The sequence below is a fragment of the Pseudoalteromonas peptidolytica genome, assembly GCF_012641745.1.
GTDB classification, from domain to species: domain Bacteria; phylum Pseudomonadota; class Gammaproteobacteria; order Enterobacterales; family Alteromonadaceae; genus Pseudoalteromonas; species Pseudoalteromonas peptidolytica.
On the sequence record NZ_WEHZ01000013.1, the window covers coordinates 113,311 to 129,627 of the forward strand.

17 protein-coding genes and 1 pseudogene are annotated in these 16,317 nt (G+C 42.1%); 10 read left to right on the plus strand and 8 right to left on the minus strand.

Annotated features, from left to right (window positions below; translation table 11 throughout):
• Positions 1 to 34 precede the first annotated feature (34 nt).
• Positions 35 to 838, plus strand: coding sequence for a DUF1338 domain-containing protein (locus F9Y84_RS10665; protein ID WP_125253168.1), 804 nt, complete (start codon positions 35 to 37; stop codon positions 836 to 838).
• 55 nt (positions 839 to 893) lie between these two features.
• On the opposite strand, the gene F9Y84_RS10670 is transcribed toward F9Y84_RS10665, so the two are convergent.
• Positions 894 to 1,727, minus strand: coding sequence for a trypsin-like serine protease (locus F9Y84_RS10670; RefSeq protein WP_147389994.1), 834 nt, complete (start codon positions 1,725 to 1,727; stop codon positions 894 to 896).
• Positions 1,728 to 2,468: 741 nt separating this feature from the next.
• Here F9Y84_RS10670 and F9Y84_RS10675 point away from each other — a divergent pair.
• Together F9Y84_RS10675 and F9Y84_RS10680 are read left to right on the plus strand one after the other, a co-directional pair.
• The gene (locus F9Y84_RS10675) at positions 2,469 to 3,299 is read left to right on the plus strand and encodes a polyphosphate kinase 2 family protein (RefSeq protein ID WP_147389995.1); all 831 of its coding nucleotides are present in this window, start codon (positions 2,469 to 2,471) and stop codon (positions 3,297 to 3,299) included.
• 3 nt (positions 3,300 to 3,302) lie between these two features.
• Entirely contained in the window at positions 3,303 to 4,481 is a 1,179-nt protein-coding gene (locus tag F9Y84_RS10680; protein WP_225740817.1) for a DUF2252 family protein, read from the plus strand.
• Between the two features lie 137 nt (positions 4,482 to 4,618).
• Here F9Y84_RS10680 and F9Y84_RS10685 read toward each other — a convergent pair whose 3' ends face one another.
• Positions 4,619 to 5,566, minus strand: a complete 948-nt coding sequence (locus tag F9Y84_RS10685; protein WP_192503293.1) for a ribonuclease Z — start codon at positions 5,564 to 5,566, stop codon at positions 4,619 to 4,621.
• Between the two features lie 103 nt (positions 5,567 to 5,669).
• On the opposite strand from F9Y84_RS10685, the gene F9Y84_RS10690 reads away from it, so the two are divergent.
• From F9Y84_RS10690 to F9Y84_RS10715, 6 genes are all read left to right on the plus strand, one after another.
• The gene (locus tag F9Y84_RS10690; RefSeq protein WP_225740816.1) at positions 5,670 to 6,209 is read left to right on the plus strand and encodes an isochorismatase family protein; all 540 of its coding nucleotides are present in this window, start codon (positions 5,670 to 5,672) and stop codon (positions 6,207 to 6,209) included.
• A 44-nt stretch (positions 6,210 to 6,253) separates the two neighbouring features.
• A complete protein-coding gene (locus F9Y84_RS10695; RefSeq protein ID WP_147389996.1) occupies positions 6,254 to 6,517 on the plus strand; it encodes a DUF3081 family protein in 264 nt (87 codons plus the stop codon).
• A complete protein-coding gene (locus F9Y84_RS10700; RefSeq protein WP_147389997.1) occupies positions 6,510 to 6,839 on the plus strand; it encodes a hypothetical protein in 330 nt (109 codons plus the stop codon). Before F9Y84_RS10695 ends, F9Y84_RS10700 begins: the two co-directional genes overlap by 8 nt.
• Positions 6,832 to 8,310 carry an FAD-binding domain-containing protein gene (locus tag F9Y84_RS10705; protein ID WP_147389998.1) on the plus strand — a complete coding sequence of 493 codons (1,479 nt, stop codon included), beginning with the start codon at positions 6,832 to 6,834 and terminating at the stop codon, positions 8,308 to 8,310. Before F9Y84_RS10700 ends, F9Y84_RS10705 begins: the two co-directional genes overlap by 8 nt.
• Positions 8,311 to 8,434: 124 nt before the next feature.
• Positions 8,435 to 10,039 (plus strand): AbgT family transporter, encoded by a 1,605-nt coding sequence (locus tag F9Y84_RS10710; protein WP_176032318.1) that lies wholly within the window; start codon positions 8,435 to 8,437, stop codon positions 10,037 to 10,039.
• A 187-nt stretch (positions 10,040 to 10,226) separates the two neighbouring features.
• Positions 10,227 to 10,844, plus strand: coding sequence for a glutathione S-transferase family protein (locus F9Y84_RS10715; protein ID WP_147389999.1), 618 nt, complete (start codon positions 10,227 to 10,229; stop codon positions 10,842 to 10,844).
• A 38-nt stretch (positions 10,845 to 10,882) separates the two neighbouring features.
• Here the strand turns inward: F9Y84_RS10715 and F9Y84_RS10720 are convergent, their stop codons facing one another.
• The 3 genes from F9Y84_RS10720 to F9Y84_RS10730 form a co-directional block, all read right to left on the minus strand.
• Complete coding sequence (locus F9Y84_RS10720; protein ID WP_147390000.1) at positions 10,883 to 11,332, minus strand: DMT family transporter; 450 nt, start codon at positions 11,330 to 11,332, stop codon at positions 10,883 to 10,885.
• Positions 11,329 to 11,970, minus strand: coding sequence for a nitroreductase family protein (locus F9Y84_RS10725; RefSeq protein WP_125253179.1), 642 nt, complete (start codon positions 11,968 to 11,970; stop codon positions 11,329 to 11,331). The genes F9Y84_RS10720 and F9Y84_RS10725 overlap by 4 nt, the downstream gene beginning before the upstream one ends.
• Before the next feature lie 61 nt (positions 11,971 to 12,031).
• Positions 12,032 to 12,631, minus strand: coding sequence for a Crp/Fnr family transcriptional regulator (locus tag F9Y84_RS10730; RefSeq protein ID WP_128732462.1), 600 nt, complete (start codon positions 12,629 to 12,631; stop codon positions 12,032 to 12,034).
• 53 nt (positions 12,632 to 12,684) lie between these two features.
• On the opposite strand from F9Y84_RS10730, the gene zapE reads away from it, so the two are divergent.
• Positions 12,685 to 13,764, plus strand: coding sequence for a cell division protein ZapE (zapE, locus tag F9Y84_RS10735; protein ID WP_147390001.1), 1,080 nt, complete (start codon positions 12,685 to 12,687; stop codon positions 13,762 to 13,764).
• 156 nt (positions 13,765 to 13,920) lie between these two features.
• Here zapE and F9Y84_RS10740 read toward each other — a convergent pair whose 3' ends face one another.
• The 3 genes and pseudogenes from F9Y84_RS10740 to F9Y84_RS22180 form a co-directional block, all read right to left on the minus strand.
• Entirely contained in the window at positions 13,921 to 14,691 is a 771-nt protein-coding gene (locus F9Y84_RS10740; protein ID WP_147390002.1) for a class I SAM-dependent methyltransferase, read from the minus strand.
• 51 nt (positions 14,692 to 14,742) lie between these two features.
• Complete coding sequence (locus F9Y84_RS10745) at positions 14,743 to 15,561, minus strand: AraC family transcriptional regulator (RefSeq protein WP_147390003.1); 819 nt, start codon at positions 15,559 to 15,561, stop codon at positions 14,743 to 14,745.
• A gap of 619 nt (positions 15,562 to 16,180) precedes the next feature.
• Positions 16,181 to 16,317: pseudogene (locus tag F9Y84_RS22180) on the minus strand (transposase); the annotation flags it as partial.

A 16,317-nucleotide genomic window follows, 5' to 3' on the forward strand; every position in this document is an offset into this window, starting at 1 on the left:
AACTGTCACCGAGACAAAAAATTAGGAAACCATTATGCACAACAACGTAGATACATTATTTGAACAGCTGTGGGATAATTACCTAGCAGTAACGCCCTCTGCGGTAAAGGTCCACGAACTGCTGGGCTCGACACAAAAAGATGACGTGATTAATGACCATATCGCGCTTCGCACCTTCAATATCGAAAAAGTTGGGCTAGAAAAACTCGCAGCACACTTCAAAGCTGTCGGTTATAAAGAGTGTGGTGAATATCACTTCGAAGCAAAAAAACTATATGCAAAGCACTATGAGCACCAAGATCCTACTAAACCAAAAGTGTTCATCTCTGAGCTGCTAGTTGAGAAATGCTCTGAAGAGCTACAAGCAATAGTTAAAGACATGGTTGAGCAAATTGACGAGTCAGCGGTTAGTGCTGAAAACTTTTTGTACTCAGGGACGCATTGGAGTGTATCTCACGACACATATAAAAAACTATTAGCAGAAAGTGAATACGCAGCATGGATGTCGGCCTGGGGTTACCGTGCTAACCACTTCACGGTCAGTATCAACTATCTGAAAAACTTCACCACAATTGAAGCAGTCAACCAAGCACTAAAAGACAATGGCTTTGAGCTAAACACCTCAGGTGGCGAGATCAAAGGCTCACCAGAAGTGCTACTTGAGCAATCTTCTACACTTGCTGATCACCAATCAGTGAAGTTCAGCGACGGTGAATTTAGTATCCCTAGTTGTTTTTATGAGTTTGCACTGCGCTATAAAAAACCAGATGGAGAGATCTACACCGGTTTTGTTGCAGCCTCTGCTGACAAGATTTTTGAAAGTACCAACGCAAGATAGTCACTGAAATGACAGTGCTTGTACTCAAGCACTCTGCCCAAATTGCGAAGCAGCCTTAAAGGCTGCTTTTTATATTAATTGCTTCACAAACTTGCGGCAATATCGCTTCAGTAATGCCTGCTGGCAGCTGGGTTAACTTAGGCGTAGCCAACTTGGTTACATTGTTACCAGCAATAATATTATCAATCCAATCAGCGAAATAAGAAACGCGACTATAGACTTCTGTCACACCGTAACGGCCAATTTTTCCGCCCTCTACTCTTGAGCTTACCCCAAACACAATACCTTGCCCATTCTCATATTGATAGGCTGGACCGCCGCTATCTCCCCCACCCGACACACCTTCCAAAGGGAGCCCATTTTCACCACGGTCGAAGCTAAATTTAATAACCGGACCTTGGGCTACTTTTACGGTATTTTGTGCCCGTCGCATTTGACCTTGGTTAGCTAAATTGTCAATCGTTTGCCCAGTTATACCATTACCAGTTCCTCCTATGCCGATAAACCATAAAACTTCATCAAGCTCTTCTTTTTCACGGTTAATCATCAGTGGCTTAACATCACTTAGCGCTTGCTGGATCTTGATAAGTGCAATATCGTGACTTTTCCCTGGCATATAGTCTGAGTGAACAAATACTTGGTCAATCACAGTAGGGACATTATTTATGAGTATTGTCGAATTCGGCCGCAGGCAAAATGTTGCATGAGCGGCGGTTAATACCCACTTTGATCCTATCAGTGTGCCATGCCCACCATCGATGTAAAAAGTTGCTAATTGCGGCAATACATCGCTCGATACTCTATAGTCTGCGTCATCTACGTCATGTCGGATCACTATACTATGTGAATTAAAAGAAATACCTAATATTATCAAAAGCCAAAACCGCATTTTATACTTCCTTTATCAAAACAGAGTGAGCCATCAAGGTGGTGTCCTATAATGGGTAAAAAACCACCATAAAACATAATAATACGATGCTCAACCCCTGCGTACTTTTTCGCTCAATGACTAGGGCTTTTTGTATCTTACCGCTATTGAATACAAAGAAATGGTCTTACGGAAAATTCGGCTTTATACCACTTATTTTGCTAACGTAAAGGTGTCTACATCAAAGCAGACAAGGTGAGAATTTTTTATTTGGTTGTTCTAAATAAAAATTTTGAACATAGCGAGTGTCAGATTGACTTCCTTACATCGAGTAAGTAGTAAGACCAATTGGTATTATTGACGATGTTTGACATATTTTTGTCAAATAATACTTGTAGAGTTCATACTGGGCGACTCTACGGCGTCCAATAGTGTATGGTTCAATATCATTTGTTTAATCTGAGGTTTGGATAAGGAGTGCTTGAATTCATTGTTGCTTAAGCACAACTTAGTGTTCTCCTTATCTAGCCAGAGAGTTTTAGGGAGAACACCGCTTCCGCGTCCTGCTCTCGCTAAGGTATCTACATCCTGTAGGCAAGGCGAATTTACGCATCAATAGCTGGCTATTGGAAGTAAATTCAACGCAGTTAGCGCTAAAACTGGCTGCTAGAAAGGTATTAATTATCCAAAGCTCAGGTTATTTAATTCAGAATTGACTGATATTTAGAGCTATTTAGCTAAGGAAGTTTTGAGGGAGTGATCATGACCAGCTACGTTTCTATATTTAACACGCTAAACCGAGGACTAAGTGTAAAACCTCCGGTTACGTATCCTGCTATGGATTCAAAGAAGCACTATAAGCATGAATTAAAATACTGGCAAACTCAGCTATTACACGTACAGCAGGCCTATTTTCACCAAAAGAAGCGCGCTATTTTAGTATTTGAAGGATGGGATGCGGCTGGCAAAGGTGGTGCCATTCGCCGCATGACCGAAAAGCTCGACCCTAGAGGCTTTAAAGTGTTCCCTATCGCAAAACCCGACCCAGAAGAGCAAGGTCGACACTATCTGTACCGCTTTCAAACTAAGCTTCCCCCGCTTGGCACTATGACTATTTTTGACCGCTCTTATTACGGACGAGTGTTAGTCGAACGCGTTGAAGGGTTTGCCAGCGAAAATGAATGGCGTCGCGCCTATCAAGAAATCAACGAATTTGAACGACTACTAGCCGATGATAACGTTCGCATTGTGAAAGTCTTTTTGCATATTAGCGAGAAAGAGCAGCTAAAACGATTTACAGAACGGTTAAATAACCCCTATAAACGTTGGAAGCTAACAGAAGAAGATATTCGTAACCGTAAAAAGCGTGAAGAGTACGAGCAAGCCATTGATGATATGTTTGGAAAAACCGATACAAACCTAGCGCCTTGGCATGTCATCCTTGCTGAACATAAATGGTATGCGCGAGTACAAGTATTAAAGACCGTAGTCAATGCGCTCAGTGAGGGGGTCGATATTAGCCCGCCACCTATCGATAAAGCGGTTGTTAAGCTGGCTAAATCTCAATTGGGTATTATTCAAAAGGAGGACTAATCCATGAATCGTCATGACTATCTAGCATCTTATTTTGAGGAACGTGAAGGCGTGAGCGTTAGCCGTGAGTGCAGTAAATTCAGCAAAATGAGACTAAGTCCACTACGGTTTTTTCGGGGTAGTGCTGCACTGATGTACAAAGACCTACTAGAGCAACAAATTACCTTACCAGACACTGCCACTACACTTCCCCTGACTTACATTATGGGCGACTGTCATACAGGAAACTTCGGCTTTCATAGTGAAGAAGGCAGCCATGGTGATACCTTAATTTTTGAACCTAATGATTTCGACGATGCGTGTGTTGGACATGCAGTATGGGATCTGTTCCGCTTTTTGGTCAGTTTGCCTCTTACTCAACTGGAGGGAGGCCGCATTCAAGAGCAAGCTAAAGATATAAAAGATCGCAGCAAGCCTGTTGTGAATAAAGAACAGATACTCCAAGCACAACAGGTGTTTTTACAAAGCTACATAAAAACTTGTCAATTGTCGCTGGAACATAAAGTCGATAGTAATACCGGCCTAATTGTATTTAATAATAACCACATATTGTACAAACGGTGGCAAAAAGGCTTGCAAAGAATGGCGGGAGGTGCCGCATTTACGATTAAAAGTACGCTTGCTAAAGAGATTGACCTCAGTATTAAACCCCTTAGCTTTCGAGACGACAAACTCAGATTTAAGCAAATTGATCCAGATTTGAAAGAGAGCCTTATTGACCACTTCGCGGCATACGTTGATGACGAAATTTTGGACTGTGTTGAGCGAATTGACCAAGGCACAGGTTCGTTGCACCTGAGCCGCTATTATTTATTGGTTGGGCCAAGTGTGCAAAAGCCTACCAAAGACATTCTGCCCCTGTGTCACATTGTTGAGATTAAGCAGCAGCAGGTTGCATCACCTCTGGCTTATTTTTCCAGCCTAAGCCCCGTTAACCGCCTCGACCCTGCGCATTTAACGGTTAATAGTCAAAGAAAAATGCAGCGCCGTACCGATCTTATTTTGGATAATGCACTGTGGCAAGGCAGCCATTGGTTGGTGCGCTCACGTCACCATGCTCGTGTTGGTATCGACCCAGAAGACATCACTATTGGTAAACGCGCTGCAACTAGATCCGGTTTTAGTCAATACGCGGAAACCTGCGGTGAGGCACTTGCCCTCTCCCACATGCGCTCAGATTGACGCTCGCTACATTTTCAAGAACAAGTTGTCGCTGTCTTACCTGATTTAATCGATGAATTGATAAAAACCGCCTGTCACTACAGTGAACAGGTTATCGCTGATTGGCGCTGGTTTTGCGAGCGAGGGTAGCATTAACTTCAGTCGCCATCAAACTGCTTTTGATTTGGAATATCAATAACTAAACCATCATGGGCAATAACAAGCTCGCCGCCGAAGTACTTAGCGGCTTCATCAATAAGAGGTTCTAGCATACCTTCGCCGTGGTAACGTACGCTAAAATGGGTAAGCGCGAGGGTCGGCACTAGATGAGTTTGTGCGAACTGAGCAATGCGTTTGGCATCACTGTGCCCGGTGTGAAATCCGACTTTATGTAGATCAGGCGCGGTAAAAGTGGCTTCGTGAACAAGCAGATCTGCGCCCTGAATAGCCTGTGAAAGTAAAGCAGGCTTTTCATTGTCGCCACAAATTATTGCCACTCTAGGCCGCCAGCTATAAAAACTGTAGTCCGCTGAGCGTAAAAGTTGGCTTTGGTATTCAACATCTTGGCCTTTTTGAAGCAAGTTATAATGACCGCCAGAACCAATGCCATCTTGCTGCAGTTTACTTATCTTTAACTTACGCGGAATACACTTTTCGGTAAGTTTATAGCCAACACTAGGAACTCGATGCTGAAGCGCTATGGTTTCAATGTCGCAACAGTTAAGGCTTAATTTATCGGTTAACTCTTCCAGAGCAATGGTTATTAGATCAAAGCCCAACTTAACTTCTGTCAGAGCAAAACAACTATGCACAAATTGCACAACCGCGCGCGGGGCAATTAATTTAAGTGGAGCTTGCCTCGCGTTGAGCGCCATTGACGAAATGAGTCCGGGTAACCCATAACAATGATCCCCATGCAGGTGAGTGATACAAATGGCTTCTAAGTGATATAGCGTTAACTCGCTATGCAATAGTGCATGTTGCGTCGCTTCGGCGCAATCAATCAACACCCAAGCCTTTGTATTATCGAAGCTTACAGCGGTAGCGGACATATTGCGCTGTTTGGAAGGACAACCAGAGGAGGTGCCCAAAAAATGTACTTTCACGCTAAAACCATTTACTTTTTTGCTCGGTCTGTCATTGTAACTAACAAATAAAGTATATGTGAAGCGCACATATTAACGATGCGAGATTATCTCTAAGGAGAAGATGATGAATTTAATAGCGTCAGATTGCATGATCCTAGTGATTGATATTCAAGAAAAGTTTCGTCCACATATCGCTGAATTTGATGCCGTAGAAAATCAAGTAACAACGCTACTAAACGCTGCTCAATATTTGTCTATACCAGCCCTTATTTTTGAACAATACCCCAAAGGGTTAGGTCACAGTGCACCTAATTTACTTAAATTTGACTTACCTATTATTGAAAAAACAGCTTTCAGTGCCTATTACACAGAGGACTGTAAGCAAACTATTCAATCGTTTCAACGAGATACTGTGATTGTTGTAGGGTTAGAGAGTCATATTTGTGTACAGCAAACTGTGAACGATCTATTGGCTGATAACTTTAATGTGGTTATTGCAGCAGATGCTATATGTTCGCGTAACCCGAAGCACACGCAGTGGGCTTTGGCGCAAATGCAAGCTGACGGAGCACGTTTTTTAGCCATAGAATCTATTCTCTTTCAATGGCTTAAAACAGCAAAAAATGAGCAATTTAAAGCAATTTCAGCGCTAGTTAAGTGATCACGAACCACTTTACTAACGTATTTAAGGACAGAGGTTAAGAAATGAAAAATGAATTAGACAGCAGATTTTTGTTAACCGTTTTTGAGCATATTCAAAAAAACGGTGAGGTGACAAGTGATGGTAAACGCTACCAAGGCGTAACAGCTTTTGCCGATCCAGACGGATATACGATTTATCTTCAAGGCAGTGGCGTACTGCTACGCTCTGGTTTTCATAATACGTATCACCTCGACTATAAGCATGATAAACACAAAGACGATTTAATAAAAAAGCTTGAGTATATATACAAAGAGGCGAATGCGTAGTTTATATCCAAATAGCAACCGAGGACGCCGTGTCCGGCGACCTCGCCCAGAACGCAACCAAACCCGCGTATACATAGAGCAGGTAGTGGTTGCACTAAAAGCCAACCCAGATAAAATAAATATCATCAAGCGTAACTGTAGCGAATACCGTCAACAAAGCTTTCTCAAACGTGGGTTTTTGCTCGCTATCGAACGGTTCGACTGGGTATTTGCCATTGACGATGACGTACACAGGATCTGCGAACAAATTCTAGCTGACGATTACATTGGCAAAAGACTACGACGTTATCCTTTACTTTTCAAAGGCGTGTTAAATGATTAATCTCGTTTGGCTAAAGCGAGATATCAGAGTATCTGATCACCGACCGCTATATGAAGCTGCAAATAACGGCAAGCCTACTTTAATTCTGTACGTTATTGAGCCTGACTACTGGCAGCTCGAAGATACCAGCAAAAGGCAATTCCAATTCATTAAAGAGTCGTTATTAAGCCTGTCAAAACAACTACAATGTATTGGCGCTTCTTTGACCGTACGTAAAGGTGATGTGGTTGAAATTTTGGAGAAAGTTCATCTACATGCTGCTATTTCAAATCTATATTGTCACCAAGAGACTGGCAACCCCTGGACGTACGAGCGAGACAAACGCGTTATTGCATGGTGTAAATCCAAGCAAGTTAACTATCAAGAATATCAACAACAAGCTGTATTCAGAGGCCATGTCAATCGTGATAAATGGCATCATGTCGCTGAGAAGTGGCTTCAGGCAGCCGTTTTTCCCACACCGACACATATCCACACTTTACTTCAACACCATAACGGCCTTAAGTTACTTGATGTCTACCCGGCGGATGACAACAACGAAGCTAGAACACCACAACAAGGCGGGCTAGAGGCCGCTAACAAAACTCGAGACAGCTTTTTTCACCACAGAATCAACGAATATCTATACGGAATATCGAGCCCGGTAAAATCTACCACAAGTAGCTCAAGGCTTAGCCCCTATTTGGCTTATGGTGTGCTCAGCTTGAGGCAAGTATTGCAACAAGCTCAAGCTTTACCGGTCACCTCAAAGCGCAATAAAAGCGGCTTTTTATCTCGGCTCTATTGGCACAGTCATTTTGTGCAAAAACTTGAGTCGGAGCCTCGATACGCTGAGCAAGCGGTACATAATTCCTTAATTGATATGAGAGCAAATGAATTTAATGAATCATGCTATTTACGATGGTCATCAGGCGATACCGGGGTACCGTTTATAGATGCCTGTATGAGAATGCTTATTCAAACTGGCTGGATAAACTTTCGAATGCGAGCCATGTTGATGGCATATTCTAGTTATCATCTGTGGCTTGATTGGCAAAAGCCAGCAGCAAGGCTCGCCACGCTGTTCGTTGACTATGAACCTGGGATCCATTACCCCCAGGTACAAATGCAATCGGGTACAACAGGAATAAATCCATTTCGCATATACAATCCTGTAACTCAAGGGCTTAAATACGATCCTGACGGACATTTTATTCGTCGTTATATTCCCGAGCTTGACCATGTTCCAGACAACTATCTTCATACTCCTTGGCTTTATGCAGGCCTCAAAGACGACTTGTATGCTCCCCCTGAAAAGCATCCTGACGATGCTGCGAAAATAGCAAGAGAGAAGATCTCTAGTTTCTATAAACAACACCTAGATAAGGGAGAGACTGGACGCGTGATCAGCACGCACGCTTCTAGAAAACGCGCGACGAGAAGAAGAAACAAAAGCAATACAATGAGTAAAAATCAACTAAAGCTATTCTGATTGCTTTGTTTTTGCACAATCTATCTAATTTCACCCTGAAAACAGGACAAATAACCGCTTTCACATGATTTCAGTCCAAAGAGATGCTAAAGTTGCGGCATTTTTTGGAACTGAGAATTTAGCTATGTCAAAAGCTGTAGAGACGCAGGCTGATAGTCAGGCTCAAGCAGAGCACAAAGGTGGGTTATTTAACCGCTTCTTAGCAACTGTTGAGTTTCTGGGTAACATGCTTCCTCACCCTATTACATTGTTTGCCATGTTTTGTATCGCCATTGTGGTATTCAGTGGTATCGCTGATTGGATGGGCTTGTCGGCTATCGACCCCCGCCCTGAAGGCTCAGCAGGCAGAGACCCTGACGGCGTTATTGAAGTCGTAAGCCTAATGAGCGCAGAAGGTCTACAACGCATAGTGACAGGCCTTGTAACTAACTTTACGGGCTTTGCTCCTTTGGGTACTGTATTGGTTGCATTACTAGGTGTGAGTGTTGCTGAACATTCTGGCATGCTATCAGCAGCTATGCGTGGCATGGTGATGGGCGCTTCAAAGCGCTTAGTTACTTTTATGGTAGTGTTTGCTGCAATCTTGTCTAATACCGCCTCAGAACTTGGATACGTTGTGCTGATCCCACTTGCAGCGATGATTTTCCATAGTTTAGGTCGCCATCCACTGGCTGGTTTGGCAGCTGCTTTTGCAGGTGTGTCTGGTGGTTACAGTGCAAACCTACTGTTAGGTACAATCGATCCGCTGCTTGCAGGTATTACCACACCAGCTGCGCAAATGATTGACCCGACCTACCAAGTTGGCCCTGAAGCAAACTGGTACTTTATGATGATTTCTGTATTCCTTATTGCCATTGTTGGTACTTTGGTAACAGAAAAAATTGTTGAACCACGCTTAGGAAAATATGATGCAAGTGAAGCTAGCGTTGACCTAAGCGAAAACAACATTGAAAAGCTTACAGCAAAAGAAAAATCAGGACTAAAATGGGCTGGAGTTTCTCTTTTGGTGGTCAGCCTTTTACTCGCGATGACCATCGTGCCTGAAGACGGTATTCTGCGTCACCCAACCACAGGTGAAGTAGCAGGTTCGCCATTTTTAAAAGGTATAGTCGTCTTTATTTTCGTGACTTTCGCCATTCCGGGCTTTGTATACGGCCGGGTCGTAGGTACCATGAAAAATGACCGTGATATTATCGATGCCATGAGCAAAAGTATGAGCTCAATGGGGATGTATATTGTACTGGTATTCTTCGCTGCGCAGTTTGTCGCATTTTTCAAATGGACGAACTTAGGCACTATTTTAGCGATTAACGGTGCAGCATTACTACAGGCGCTTAACTTAACAGGCCCTGAGGTATTCGTACTGTTTATCTTAATGTGTGCCCTTGTTAACCTCAGTTTAGGCTCATCTTCTGCGCAGTGGGCAGTAACAGCCCCTATTTTTGTGCCTATGTTGATGCTAATTGGATACGCACCAGAAACTATCCAAGCTGCATATCGAATTGGTGACTCTGTCACAAACCTGATTACACCCATGATGAGTTACTTTGGGTTGATATTGGCAGTGGCCACCAAATACAAGAAAGATATGGGGATCGGTACGTTGGTAGCGACTATGTTGCCTTACAGCATGTTCTTCTTTATTGGTTGGGTCGCACTATTTTATATCTGGGTATTTGGCTTTGGTCTACCTGTCGGGCCAAACTCACCGATTTACTATACTCCGTAGCAATAACACTAAAAACTTTAAATGCCAGCAATATTTGCTGGCATTTTTATTTGAGAAAACTGCATCCGTCACCTAAGGTTGAATAGGAGAAAGCACAGAAGGAGCCGCTTAATATTTTAACTTCGCAACATCGAAAGCCTTATTGTCCAACCTAATATCGATGTTTGTGACTTACATTAGGTGAATTATGTATACACTCTTTTACTATCCACAGAGCGCAAGCCTTGCACCTCATATTTTATTGGAATTGATAGGCGAACCTTATCAGTTAGAATTAGTTGATGTGAAAAAAAACGCTAATCACAGCTCACATTACCTAAAGCTCAGCCCCGCAGGTCACATACCAGCGCTTGTCGATGATGATTTCACACTGTTTGAAAGTGCGGCTATTTCTCAATACCTTGCTCATAAACACAGCGACAAGCAGTTATTTCCAGCAGATCCAAAGCTTAAGTTTCGATCTATACAATGGCTCCATTTTATGAGCGCTTCGCTGCACAGCGATTTATTAATGTACACCTATCCCGAACGGCACACCCAAAGTGCCCTGATGTATGACGATCTGATCCGTACACAGCAAGCTCGGCTGGAAGCAGGATTTGCTGTGATAGATAATTTGCTAGCTGACAATCACTACGTAATAGCCAATCAATTTACTTTGTGTGATAGCTACTTATTTATGCTTTGTGAGCGAGCAAAAACACTGTTAGAAAAGACGCCTTCACTCAAGCAGCTACGACGTTATTATCGGCAAATTGCAGCCACTCCCGCAGTCAGCAAAGCGCTGGAAATAGCCGAGTACTAAGCTTACGTCCGCTTGAGATAGCATCACTTCAACGTAAATTAGTTTTGCTGATTTACGTTAAGAAGCACGATACCGGTCAGTACGGCAACCAATCCTAGCAACTTTTGCAAGGTAACGGGAGTATGCGGTACGGCAAATAAACCCAACTGACCGATTATCATCGCGACTACCATTTGGCCGCATAAATAATATGCCATTAAATTACCAATACCCATTTTGGGGATCAAAAAGTAGCTCAGCCCTACTCCGGTGGCACTTAATATTCCGCCAATACACCAAAGGTACCAAGGCACGGCTTTTATTTGTGTGATTGTCGGAAAAACGCTATCAGATAATCGAAAAGCCACGACCGTATAAAGGGCACTAGCAGTAAATGCAACCCCAGCAGCTAGTATCGGACTTTTTAGCAACGCGCCTAGTTGAGCGTTCATACTTGCCTGAACCGCAATGGCGCCACCGGCAAAAATAGCAAGTAAACCGAAAATCATAGTGTCATCTCTATACTTAACTTCGCTTGTGTTTTTCTTACTTTAGGCGCAGTAGCATTTTTATCGGAACTACAGCGGATACCAAGTGGTACAACCAAGACCGTACGGAGATGCATCGCTTCAAGACCAAGTATTTTATCTATCTCGCCTTTTTCAATACCTGTTATAGGACAAGCATCTATTTCGAGGCTCGCAGCGGCAACCAATAACGTTCCAACCGCCAGATGAATTTGTTCTGAACACCAGATGTACTGGGCATCTTTATTCATACCACTTAATGCCGACTTAATCCCAGTTTCCATTGTTAAATAGGTGTCCTCTGTTAAGTCGCGCTGACGCCTAAAATTATCCATATAGTGTTCAACTTGTGAGTTTAATGGCGACATATCAGCTGCAAATAAAAGTAAATGGCTATTATCTACTACTTTTTGTTGTCCATACGAGTAAGGAAACATAGCTTGTTTGGTACGATGACAGGTTATCTGTAATATCTTATATGACTGCAGGCCATATGAAGAAGCGCTAAGTCCAGTGAGCTCAATTAGTTTATCAACTTTTGCTTGTTCAACTGGTTGATCTGAGAATTTGCGAACGGCATAACGCCAATTTAGTAATGACTCTAATTGTGTAATATTCATAAGTTGCTCTCCATATTCTGTTGAGGCAACTTTAACAAGGTAACGAACGTGGCTCATTTACCTATGTAAACGAACCCGAATTTTTTAAAGATTTTCTAATACGACTTAACTGCGTTGGCGTGATCCCAAGGTGCGAAGCCAAATGATACTGCGCAACTCGTTCAGCAAGTTCAGGCTGCTCCTTTAAAAAAGCAAGATAACGTTCAGTTGCATCCAACTGCACCATATAAAGCTCCCGCTTGTCTTTTTCTAGCAACCAATTCTTTTCAAGATAATGGATCTGGAATCGCATTAACTCAGGGTTGTCCATTAGCAGTGCTCTAAATTGTTTAAAGTTTATTAGTACCACCTCTGTGGGTTCCAACGCTTGGATCCCCTGATTAGCTGGCTCAGCACGGTGTAGAGCATGCATTACGCCAGGAAACTCCCCCGCGACAAAGAAACGCTTGTTGTACTCTTGCCCTGCCGCATTGGTGTTTACTAACCGCACTAAGCCTTGATATAAAAATGCGAATGTTGTCGGATATTCACCCTCTTGGTATAACCAGTCGTCTTTAGCAAATGATTTTATTGTAGTGATCGCTTCAATAGCGGACCAAGTTTCTTGTGACAGAGCATAGTAGCTCGCTATTGCTTGCTTTAGCTTTAATAGTGCGTCCATGAATTCTAGCTTTATGATATTATTAGGATTAACTATTCCTATTTGCAGCGACTATGTCAATCTCTAGCCATTACGAAACACAAGTTGAACTTGGAAATCTTGCGCCTGACGCAGCGCAGCAAGTCGCAATTGACGCCTTAGATAAACTTTCTCGTTCAGTTGTAGAAGGTAGTGCAGCCAAAGGTATCTATTTTTATGGGCCTGTTGGTCGCGGCAAGACTATGCTAATGGATTGGTTTTATCAGTTTACCCAAATCGATAACAAAACTCGTCTGCATTTTCATCATTTTATGCAAAGAATCCACAGAGAGCTAAATCAAATCCAAGGGATTAAAGATCCACTACAACATATTGCGAAAAACTGGGCTAAGCAAACATCGTTATTGTGTTTTGATGAATTTTTTGTCACTGATATCGGCGATGCCATCATTATGGCAAGACTGTTTGAAGCACTATTTGAAGCTGGCGTAACTTTAGTTGCCACCTCAAACTGTCACCCAACGCAGTTATACAAAGACGGGTTACATAGAGACCGTTTTGAGCCAACCATCGACCTGCTTATGCGCAATTGCGAAATCATACCTATCTGTGGTGAGACGGATCATCGCTTTGCTAAAGGTACGCAAGCACATCACTACTTTGTCAAAGACAAGCACGCGTTTTGGCGGGCGTTTGCCAAAGCTGGGGGAGTATCAAAACCTGAAGTATTAACGCTTAATCATCGCTCAGTGAATATACTTGGAGCGACTAAAAATCTAGTCTGTTTTGATTTTATGTCGTTATGTTCAACTCCTCGTGCTATCGATGACTATATTAAACTTACACAGCAATATAAGTGTATTTTTATCTCTGACTTACCTTTACTTGGTGTTATGCCCGAGCAGAACCCAATAGCGCAAGGGACAGAGGAAGGCTACATCCGCCCACATGAGGTAGCACAAGTTAGAATAGGTGATGATGAGACAAGACGACTTATTGCGCTTATCGATGAATGTTACGAGGCCAAAGTACTAGTTGTATTTTTGGCCGCCGCGCCCATTGAGAAAATCTACCGAGGCGAGCAGCTTGCGTTTGCTTTCGCTCGCTGCATTAGTCGGATCACTGAGATGCAAAGTTGGCCACTTGAAATCTGATAACCTTACACAATACTTGTTCCTGTAAGTTAAGTAAGGCATTGTAATAAGAGATCCTCAATATATATTTGCCGTAAACGATTTTTTCGGCCAACCAAACTAGCGAAATTAAATAGACCTAAGAATTGCCAATACCGATTAGACAAATTCGGCTAGCTATTTTTCGCCGACATAAACTGATATTGGATAAGAAAAATGAACTTCATCTCCACATTTATGAGATTCAACACCCAAACAGTTAGCATCTATATCCTGTAGAAAGATCTCTCGTATCTTTTTATCGTCCCCTGGATTAGGAAAAGATGCGTTAAGTTGCGTTTCAAGTTCCATAGGAACTTTGTAACTACCTCGTCGGATTTTCTTCAACCCAGAGTTAAAGAGCAATTGCTTCCACTTATCATAGGATAATGCTTCTGTATGTGATGGGTCTCGGAGTCTTTCCATGCGATTGAATGCCTCAGATTTATCTGCGGGTAATGCGACATCTGCAATGACAATAACACCACCTGGCATGCACACCCTGAGCATTTCAGTTAGTGCCATATCGGGGTTTAGCAAATGATGAAAACTATACCTGCTTACTACAACGGAAAAGGTATCTGAATCATACGGCAATTGGTATACGGTACCAATATCCCAAGAAAGATTATTCAACCCCTTTTCTTTTTGATGGCAAAGCGCTTGCTCAATCATCTTCTCTGTTAAATCGATCCCAGTTACATGTCGTGCAACTTTTGCGAATTCACAAGCTACTAGACCAGGGCCACAAGCTATGTCCAATATATTATCGTCTGCTGTGGCTCCACTCATTTCAATAAGCAGTTCTATTGAATCCAAGTGTCCAGTTACTTTTGTAAAAGGAATAGCCTGCTTAGTAAATTGTTTGATAACTTCTTCGTCATGTTCATTATTTCGTACATACTTCATGTGTTGCTCCCAAGGTTAGTGATAATTAAGGAAGCAAGATATAAATATATATTAACGTCGTCTTGTACAAGATTGATGTGATTCTTTGATCCGCATTCGATATTCAGCCGGGCTAATTTGGAATATAGCTTTAAAAATACGGGAAAAGTGACTTTGATCGTAAAACCCGCTTAGAACCGCTATCTCTGAAATGGGGAGATCACCTACTAATAAGCTCCTAGATAGATGAGCCTTTTTGTTAAGAAAATATCCTTGTATCGAAAGATTATAAGTGCGACGAAATATCCGGTTGCAGTGTTCTTTACTTAAATTTAAGGTCAATGATATCTCGTCAAACAGAGAAGTTTCTTGGTGGTGGCAATCTATCATCGCCTTAATTTTTTTTGCTAATTCATGACCAGTCGGGCAACTTTCAGTGTGTGGTATCTTTTGATGATCCAAAAAATTATTAATCCAATTTAAAATTAAGTTTTCTTTTTCTGAACTCTTAACTTCCGAAAGGAGCACTGTACATAAAGTGGTAAACCTGTCGTATAAATCCGGCGACTCTAACACCTGACTTTTAAAAGATTGACAATTTCTTGAGTTAATGTCACCCAATATACGTGAAGAGTCGAATACCTCCAAGGTAAAGACACCTTTGAAATCCGGAGAATAGCTTCTAACGCAATGTAACGTGTTTGGACTAACAGCGACTATGGATGGTGGTTGAAGAGTAAATTCGTTTTCATTCATTTGAAACAACATCTCCCCCCTCGAAATAGCAGAAAAAATAAGGGAAGAGTGAGTATGCGCTCTTTCGCACCCAGCAGCCCTGTCAATATACCTAACTTCAAACACAGAAGGTAATTTAAATATGGTTTCGGTCATAAAATAGCCACCAACCCAAGCAGGGGCAACGTTAAAACTGGTTAAAATTAGGCATAATGTATCACTGACATCCACTATTATTTATTATGTAACGTGTTTGTACTAACAACTACTATAGATGGTGGTCGAAGAGTAAATTCGTTTTCATTCATTTGAAACAACATCTCTCCCCTCGATATAGCAGTGATGTATCACTGACACCCACTATCATAATGTATCACTGATGAGCATAATGTATCACTGACATCCACTATTATTTATTATGTAACGTGTTTGTACTAACAACTACTATAGATGGTGGTCGAAGAGTAAATTCGTTTTCATTCATTTGAAACAACATCTCTCCCCTCGATATAGCAGAAAAAATAAGGGAAGAGTGAGTATGCGCTCTTTCGCACCCAGCAGCCTGACGGTGTATCACTGACACCTACTATTATTTACTCACCATGACTGTGACAATTTCAACATGGAAATGTTCATTATTCTTATCAAAAGTGCTCATAAAATCAGGTAACTAGTGACATTTATGTGTTTCTCTACATTAAACCCAGTGTCATACGCATGACAAAAGCGCCGTAATTTACATAGCTTGAGGGTTATCGCTAAAAAATTTATTTGGTTAAGCCAGAAAATGTTCACAATTTGCTAGATTTGTGCGCCGTCGCTTTTTGAGTGTTTCACAGTAAGCGGTGAGTACTCGCTCTCGACCAACAGCACCATGGAAAATCCGAGAAAATTGGGTTGTGAGTTTCATCC

Bases quoted from the DNA above. Each gene is read 5' to 3' on its own strand.
- F9Y84_RS10665 (WP_125253168.1), top strand. From the start codon at position 35: ATGCACAACAACGTAGATACATTATTTGAACAGCTGTGGGATAATTAC.
- F9Y84_RS10670 (WP_147389994.1), bottom strand. From the start codon at position 1,727: ATGCGGTTTTGGCTTTTGATAATATTAGGTATTTCTTTTAATTCACAT.
- F9Y84_RS10675 (WP_147389995.1), top strand. From the start codon at position 2,469: ATGACCAGCTACGTTTCTATATTTAACACGCTAAACCGAGGACTAAGT.
- F9Y84_RS10680 (WP_225740817.1), top strand. From the start codon at position 3,303: ATGAATCGTCATGACTATCTAGCATCTTATTTTGAGGAACGTGAAGGC.
- F9Y84_RS10690 (WP_225740816.1), top strand. From the start codon at position 5,670: ATGATGAATTTAATAGCGTCAGATTGCATGATCCTAGTGATTGATATT.
- F9Y84_RS10695 (WP_147389996.1), top strand. From the start codon at position 6,254: ATGAAAAATGAATTAGACAGCAGATTTTTGTTAACCGTTTTTGAGCAT.
- F9Y84_RS10700 (WP_147389997.1), top strand. From the start codon at position 6,510: ATGCGTAGTTTATATCCAAATAGCAACCGAGGACGCCGTGTCCGGCGA.
- F9Y84_RS10705 (WP_147389998.1), top strand. From the start codon at position 6,832: ATGATTAATCTCGTTTGGCTAAAGCGAGATATCAGAGTATCTGATCAC.
- F9Y84_RS10710 (WP_176032318.1), top strand. From the start codon at position 8,435: ATGTCAAAAGCTGTAGAGACGCAGGCTGATAGTCAGGCTCAAGCAGAG.
- F9Y84_RS10715 (WP_147389999.1), top strand. From the start codon at position 10,227: ATGTATACACTCTTTTACTATCCACAGAGCGCAAGCCTTGCACCTCAT.
- F9Y84_RS10720 (WP_147390000.1), bottom strand. From the start codon at position 11,332: ATGATTTTCGGTTTACTTGCTATTTTTGCCGGTGGCGCCATTGCGGTT.
- F9Y84_RS10725 (WP_125253179.1), bottom strand. From the start codon at position 11,970: ATGAATATTACACAATTAGAGTCATTACTAAATTGGCGTTATGCCGTT.
- F9Y84_RS10730 (WP_128732462.1), bottom strand. From the start codon at position 12,631: ATGGACGCACTATTAAAGCTAAAGCAAGCAATAGCGAGCTACTATGCT.
- zapE (WP_147390001.1), top strand. From the start codon at position 12,685: ATGTCAATCTCTAGCCATTACGAAACACAAGTTGAACTTGGAAATCTT.
- F9Y84_RS10740 (WP_147390002.1), bottom strand. From the start codon at position 14,691: ATGAAGTATGTACGAAATAATGAACATGACGAAGAAGTTATCAAACAA.
- F9Y84_RS10745 (WP_147390003.1), bottom strand. From the start codon at position 15,561: ATGACCGAAACCATATTTAAATTACCTTCTGTGTTTGAAGTTAGGTAT.